We start from the raw sequence: 5,998 nt of genomic DNA on the forward strand, positions 1-5,998 counted from the left end.
GTCATGCCGGTGGTGTACTCGGCGATGGCCGGCGCCACCGGCGCCAGATCCTTGAAGCGCAGCTTGCCCAGGGCCCCCAGCTTGGCTCCCACGGACTTCGCCTTGCTCAACTTCATCAGCTGCTGGGCGGCGTTGCGGGAGTAGGTGATGGGAACGTTGGACAGGGACTCGGCGCCGCCGGCGAGGACGATCTCCGCCTCGCCGGAGAGGATGGCCTGGGCGCCGAAGGCGATGGCCCGGTTGGAAGAGGCGCAGGCGAGGTTGACGGTGGTGCCGGTGATGGTCTCCGGCAGAGAGGCGCGGAAGATCACCTCGCGGCCCAGATTCGGCGCGTTGAGGGCCGGCACCACGACGCCGAAGATGGAGAGGTCGATATCCCCGGGCTCGACGGCGGTGCGCGCCACCAGCTCGCGGGCGGCGACGGCGCCGAGGTCGACGCAATCGAGGTTCTTGAGCTCGCTGCCGGCCTTGGCGAAGGGCGTCCGGCAGCCATCGATGATGGCCACCCGGCCCCCCGGGCCGCGCAGCTCGTAGCGGTCTTTCTTGCTGATGCGGGGCCCGGTGCCGCGGACCCAAACCGTATCTGCGCGCTCGGTGATCTCCTCGTGGGCGCTGGCATTGTTGGGCGGCGGCAGGGTCGAAGGAAGATCCGCCGAAGCCTCTGCGGAATCGTTGGAAGCGGTGATAGAAGCAGCCTCGTCCATGGCGTTCTCAGACGAGGCGGAGTCGGTCTTGTCGTTGGTTTCCATAGTTCCTCACTCTATCAGTCTTGTCCCGTTCTTCCTGCCTACGAGGACTCAGCGCTCGGTGCGGTCTCGCCTGGAAGTCGCTCAGGCCTTCATGGATTTGAAATCGCCACCACCGACACTCCGGCGGTGTGCCAAAAACTCGTCTCATCCTCCGCCAGCGCCTCCGCACCGAAGACCACCACCCCCCGCACTCGGTCCACAGGCGGGGCCAGGCGTGGGCGGCGATTCCAGGGCCATGAGCGGCGGAAGCGGGGCTCCAGGCCGCGGCGCAGGGCGGCGAGCTCGGCGGCGGTGCCGTGGAGCAACGTCGGGCGCACCCAGGCGAGGGTTTCCCGGTACCAGTCGTCTTCCCCCCGGGTGGACTCCGGGCGCGGCAGCAGAATCAGCGCCGCCTCGGTGAGCGCGGCCCAGGTCAGCAGCAGGCGTTGGGCGGGCTCCGCCAGGGGGCGATGGAGCACCAGGATGTCGCGGCGTGGGGCTGGAGGGAGGGAGCTGAAAGCCTCGGTGGCGGTACGCACCAGGTCCGCGGCGCCGCGGCGCCGCCAGTCCCCGTTCTCCAAGACCTGAGCCCCACCCACCGGCTGGCCGGGACGATCGGGGATCTCGACGGCCGGGGCGAAGCGTCCCGGGGCCGGCTCCACCGTAAGATCCGGAACGTCCACCAAGCCCTCCGGCGGCCAGGGCCGGGAGGGCTGGGTTGCCAGGAAGTGGGGCTGGGGATCGTAGCCGGCGGCGGCGAGGACGAGATCGAGGGCGATGGAGTCGGGGTCACCGTAGTCGCGGTAGGGCACCGCGGAGCCGGGATCGGGTAACTCACCGGCGGTGACCACCGGTCCGGCGAGCATCTGCGCCGCCACCTGCCGCCAGCAGCGCCACCGCCAGTCGAGCTCCGGGCGGTGGAAGAGCCAGGGTCGCTCGGGAGCCCTGCGGGCATGCCCGAGGACGGCAGCGACGATGCTGTCAGGAGGATTGGGGCTGCCAGCAGCCTCGGCGCCAGATCCGGAATCGGGGCTCACGAGCTCGGAGTCTCCACCGAAGGATCAGCCGGCGGCGGCCTCCAAGACCCGGCCCATCTTCTCGCGGATCTTGGCCTGCATCAGGCTCGCTGGCGGCTTGAGGGAAGCAAAGCCCACCAGCTTCCCCCCGTCCAGCACCACCGAGCCCTCGGCCCCGGGGCCGGAGAGCTTGAGCACGTCGCCGTCCCAGCTCCAGCGCATCATGCCGCCGGGAAATTCTTTCTTCAAGGCGGCATCCAGTCCGGGCCGCACCTCGTCCATGGTCGTTTTGGAGGTCTCCGCCTCCAGAGTCATGTCAGCCATGGCGCGGAAGCTACCACAGGCGGGGCTCTGCGAGTATCTTGGCGGGCCGGCCGAGTGCTGGTCCGAGCTCACTCAGGCCTCGGCGCTGCTGGCCACCGCAGGCTTGGGCGCTGTAGCGGCGCGCAGAAAACTCGCTGGCGCTCAAACAGTTCTGCGCGTTCTTCCGCTACAGCTTCTGCCTGCGGTGGGCGCCTCGGAGTCTTCGTTCGCTTCGGACCAGCACTCGGCCTACCGTCTTCCAGGCGGAATGGTTCTAAGGGAGTTTAGAATGCCCCCATGAAAATTCATCTGGTGGACGGAACCTATGAGCTCTTTCGCGCCTTCTACGGCCCACCGCCGCGGCAGGCTCCCGACGGAACCGAGATTGGCGGCGCCCGGGGGTTGATGATGAGTCTGCTCTCGCTGCTGCGGGAGGACGGGGTCACTCACGTGGCCTGCGCCTTCGACACGGTGATCGAGAGCTTCCGCAACGACCTCTTCGCCGGCTACAAGACCGGCGAGGGGGTGGATCCGGTGCTGCTGGCGCAATTTCCCCTGGCGGAACGGGTCGCGGAAACTTTGGGCGTCGTGGTCTGGCGGATGCGCGAATTCGAAGCCGACGACGCCCTCGCCACCGCCGCTGCACGTTTTTCTCAGGAGCGGGGCGTGGAGCAGGTGGTGCTGTGCTCGCCGGACAAGGATCTGGCCCAATGCGTCGACGGCCAGCGGGTGGTCTGCCTCGACCGGCGGCGGGAGACGCTTCTCGACGAGGCCGGCGTGGAAGAAAAGTTCGGCGTCCCGCCGGCGTCCATCCCCGACCTGCTGGCGCTGGTGGGAGACAGTGCCGACGGCATCCCCGGCCTCAAGGGCTGGGGCGCCAAATCCGCCGCCACCGCCCTCGCCCGCTACGGTCATCTGGATCAGATCCCCGAAGACCCCACCGACTGGGACGTCAAGATCCGCGGCGCCGCTCGCCTGGCGGAGACCCTCGCCGCCCAGCGCGACGACGCTCTCCTCTATCGCCGCCTCGCCACCCTGCGCACCGACGTACCGCTGGAGGAGACCCTCGACGACCTCCACTGGCGCGGCGCCCTCCGGCCGGCGGTGGAAGACCTGGCCCAGGCCTGGGGCGAGCCCGGGCTGGTGGAGCGGGTGCATGGGTGGCAGTAGGCTTTCCTGACACCTGGTTCCGAGGCTCGAGCGTGGGAACCAGGTAAAGCCGAGAGGAGGTCCGTTCGAGCAGACCCCTCACCCCCTCGATCCCCCTCTCCCAGCCGCCCACCCAACCTACCGGTAGAGGGGGAAGCTCGAAGCTCATCGTTGAACCAAAACTCCACGCTGGAATCCGGTGGAACGGGCGGGGGCGCCCCTCTCACCTTGTTCCCACGCTCCAACGTGAGAGCCAGAAAAAGTAGACGGTCGCGATTAGGGATAGACGCCTTTAGTCATCGCTCAGCGTGCGTCAGATCGTCGTAGCGCAGGAGCGAGGCGCGGAGGCGTACCGCGGTACGCCGCACAAGCCGAGTCGACGAGCACACGGCGAGATGGCGTGCGATCAGCGATGACGCTAGTAAGGCATGTCCTCCTCTTCCATCCCAAAATGGTGTCCCAATTCGTGGACGACCGTGTCCCGTACCTCGCGCACCACCTCGCGGCGGGAGCGGCAGTAGCGCAGGATGGGGCCGCGGTAGATGGCCACGCGGTCGGGGAGGGCGGCGTAGTAGGTGTCCCGCTCGGTGAGGGGAACGCCGAGATAGAGACCCAAGAGGTCGTCCATCTCCGGATCCAGCCCCACCGACTCCAGGTCTTCCGGGCTGGGCTCATCCTCCACCACCACCGCCACATTGTTCAGCAGCGCCGCAAACTCCTCCGGGAGCTCGTCCAAGGCCTTCTTCACCAGGGCCTCGAACTCGTCCCGGTCCATGCGGATCACGGACTGTTCTCCGAAGACGGGTTCTCCGACGATGGGGCTCGCGCCACCGCTGCCTTCGCTTCTCCCAGCGCCGGCAGGTCCGGATCCGCCTGCTGCCACAGGGCCAACAGCTGGCGGTATTGCGCCACGGCGGCCGCCTCGTCGCCCTGGGCCACCGCCGCCCGGGCCAGGCCGAGCAGTGAACGCACCCGGTTGGGAGCCCGCTCCAAGGCCCGCTGGAAAGGCTCCACCGCCTCCGCCGGACGGCCGGCGGCCCAGAGCAGCTCACCGTAGAGCTCGTGGGCCGGCTTGAGGGTTTCCGGCGGGCCGGAGGAGGGTTCGGTGGTCTCCGCCAGCCGAGCGGCCTCGGCGCCGCGCTCCAGCGCCTCCTCCCAATTCCCCGCCGCCACCGCCGCCAGCGCCGCCCCCTGGCGCTCCATGATCGCCAGCAGGCGCTCCAGGTACTGGTTGCCCTCCTGCTCCCGCCCCGCCCGCAGCTCCTCCAAACGAGCGGCGGCAGCGGCCCCCGCCGGAGCATCCTGCTCATAAGCTGCCGCCAGCGCCAGGGCCAAACGCATGGTGGCCTCGGAGTAGGGGTTGTCCGTCGATACCGCCGACGCCTCCGGCGCCTCGGACCAGCGGCCGCTCTCCACCAGATAGCGAGCTTCCATGCGCTGGGCCTCGGCGGCCAGGTCGAGATCCCCACTGGCGTCCACCACCTCCTGGATCAGCCGCACGCACTCCTTGCCCTCGGCGGTGCGGCCGAGCTGCAAATAGCCGTAGGACAACCAGCCCAGGCTGTGGAAGTCGCGCTCCGTGGCCGGTAGATCCCGCCGCTGGGCCCACGCCAAGGACGCCACGTAGGCGGCCTCGTTGGACGAGACCATGGAGTCCCACATCCCCAGTTGGAGGAAGATGTGGGAGGGCATGTGGAGGGCGTGGGAAGAGCCCGGCGCCACCCCCGCATAGACCAGCGCAGGACGCAACCCGAGGGGAGCGTGGATGGGGTCGTCGTAGGCGTGGATCAGATAGTGCAGGACGCCGGGATGGCGCGGCAGAGTGTCCATCAGGCGCTCCAGGATGGCGGCGGAACGCATGCGGTGGCGTACGCTGGCGAGACCCGAATGGGGGGAAATCTGGAGCGTCAGGGCGTAGAAGGCCGAAGCCTCCGGATCCTGGGGATATTGGTTGGCGAGATGGAGGACCGCCTGATGGTAGGCCTGCTGGCGCTCCGATCGAGTGCCCTCGCCATACAGCGCCTCCACCGTCGCCAGCCACGCCTTTTCCCGCGCCGTCGGCGCCTTGGCGGCACGCTCCTCGGGGGTCGGCGCCAACTTCTCCAAGGCCTTGCGCCCGGCCTCCGCATCGTGACCGCTCCACAGGGGATGATCGTGGGTCATGGCCTCGCCCCAATAGGCCAGGGCGAAGTCCGGGTCCGCCGCCTGGGCCTCCTGGAAGAGAAAGCGCGCCTCGCCGTACCAAAAGCTATGCAGCGCCGCCACGCCCTTGAGGAAGGGCTCCTGAGCCTCCGGCGAGCCGGAATTCTCGAAATCCACCTTGCCCAACTCGGCGTACTGCCCCTGGGCGGGGATTGCCGGCAGTGCGAGGAGCAAGAACCCCAAGATCAGGAAACAGCGGGTGAGCGGATGAATCTGGACGCGCATGGAAGACCTCCCCGAGGCTCTGAAAAGGATGGACGGACCAGAGCATTATAAGGACACTCCGAGGTTCCCTAACAGCCCGTGGTGAGAGTCAGACGCTGGCGAGAGCGAGCAATTTTTCGCCGAATCAAGGCCGGAAAACCGCAGGCGATGCGGGTATCGACGAGGTTTTCGAACGAAGATTCGGCGACAAAGGGCCGCTCGTAGCGCGGCTCGACTTTCACCGCGGGCTGCTAGAACCGCGGGCTGCTATGCTTTTGTAATCGAAGCCATCCAGGTCGAGCACATTGCCCAGGACGCGCAACACCCGCCATGCCGGCCGGGCTTCGCCCACCGGATGCCCCACGCCGTTGAAGCTCTGCCAGCGGCCCTCGCAAT

General features: G+C 68.2%; 6 protein-coding genes. 1 reads left to right on the forward strand and 5 read right to left on the reverse strand.

Going from position 1 to position 5,998, the window contains the following annotated elements; translation table 11 throughout:
- The 3 genes from SX243_24845 to SX243_24855 form a co-directional block, all read right to left on the reverse strand.
- A partial coding sequence (locus SX243_24845; protein MDY7096216.1) for a beta-ketoacyl synthase N-terminal-like domain-containing protein occupies positions 1 to 749 on the reverse strand: 749 nt, incomplete at its 3' end.
- Between the two features lie 89 nt (positions 750 to 838).
- A complete protein-coding gene (locus tag SX243_24850; GenBank protein ID MDY7096217.1) occupies positions 839 to 1,765 on the reverse strand; it encodes a hypothetical protein in 927 nt (308 codons plus the stop codon).
- Positions 1,766 to 1,789: 24 nt separating this feature from the next.
- Entirely contained in the window at positions 1,790 to 2,068 is a 279-nt protein-coding gene (locus tag SX243_24855) for a hypothetical protein (GenBank protein ID MDY7096218.1), read from the reverse strand.
- A 276-nt stretch (positions 2,069 to 2,344) separates the two neighbouring features.
- On the opposite strand from SX243_24855, the gene SX243_24860 reads away from it, so the two are divergent.
- A complete protein-coding gene (locus SX243_24860) occupies positions 2,345 to 3,217 on the forward strand; it encodes a 5'-3' exonuclease H3TH domain-containing protein (protein ID MDY7096219.1) in 873 nt (290 codons plus the stop codon).
- A 397-nt stretch (positions 3,218 to 3,614) separates the two neighbouring features.
- On the opposite strand, the gene SX243_24865 is transcribed toward SX243_24860, so the two are convergent.
- Positions 3,615 to 3,980 carry a metallopeptidase family protein gene (locus SX243_24865; GenBank protein MDY7096220.1) on the reverse strand — a complete coding sequence of 122 codons (366 nt, stop codon included), beginning with the start codon at positions 3,978 to 3,980 and terminating at the stop codon, positions 3,615 to 3,617.
- Positions 3,977 to 5,623 carry a hypothetical protein gene (locus SX243_24870; GenBank protein ID MDY7096221.1) on the reverse strand — a complete coding sequence of 549 codons (1,647 nt, stop codon included), beginning with the start codon at positions 5,621 to 5,623 and terminating at the stop codon, positions 3,977 to 3,979. The genes SX243_24865 and SX243_24870 overlap by 4 nt, the downstream gene beginning before the upstream one ends.
- Positions 5,624 to 5,998 lie beyond the last annotated feature (375 nt).

The sequence above is a fragment of the Acidobacteriota bacterium genome (assembly GCA_034211275.1).
Classification (GTDB): domain Bacteria; phylum Acidobacteriota; class Thermoanaerobaculia; order Multivoradales; family JAHZIX01; genus JAGQSE01.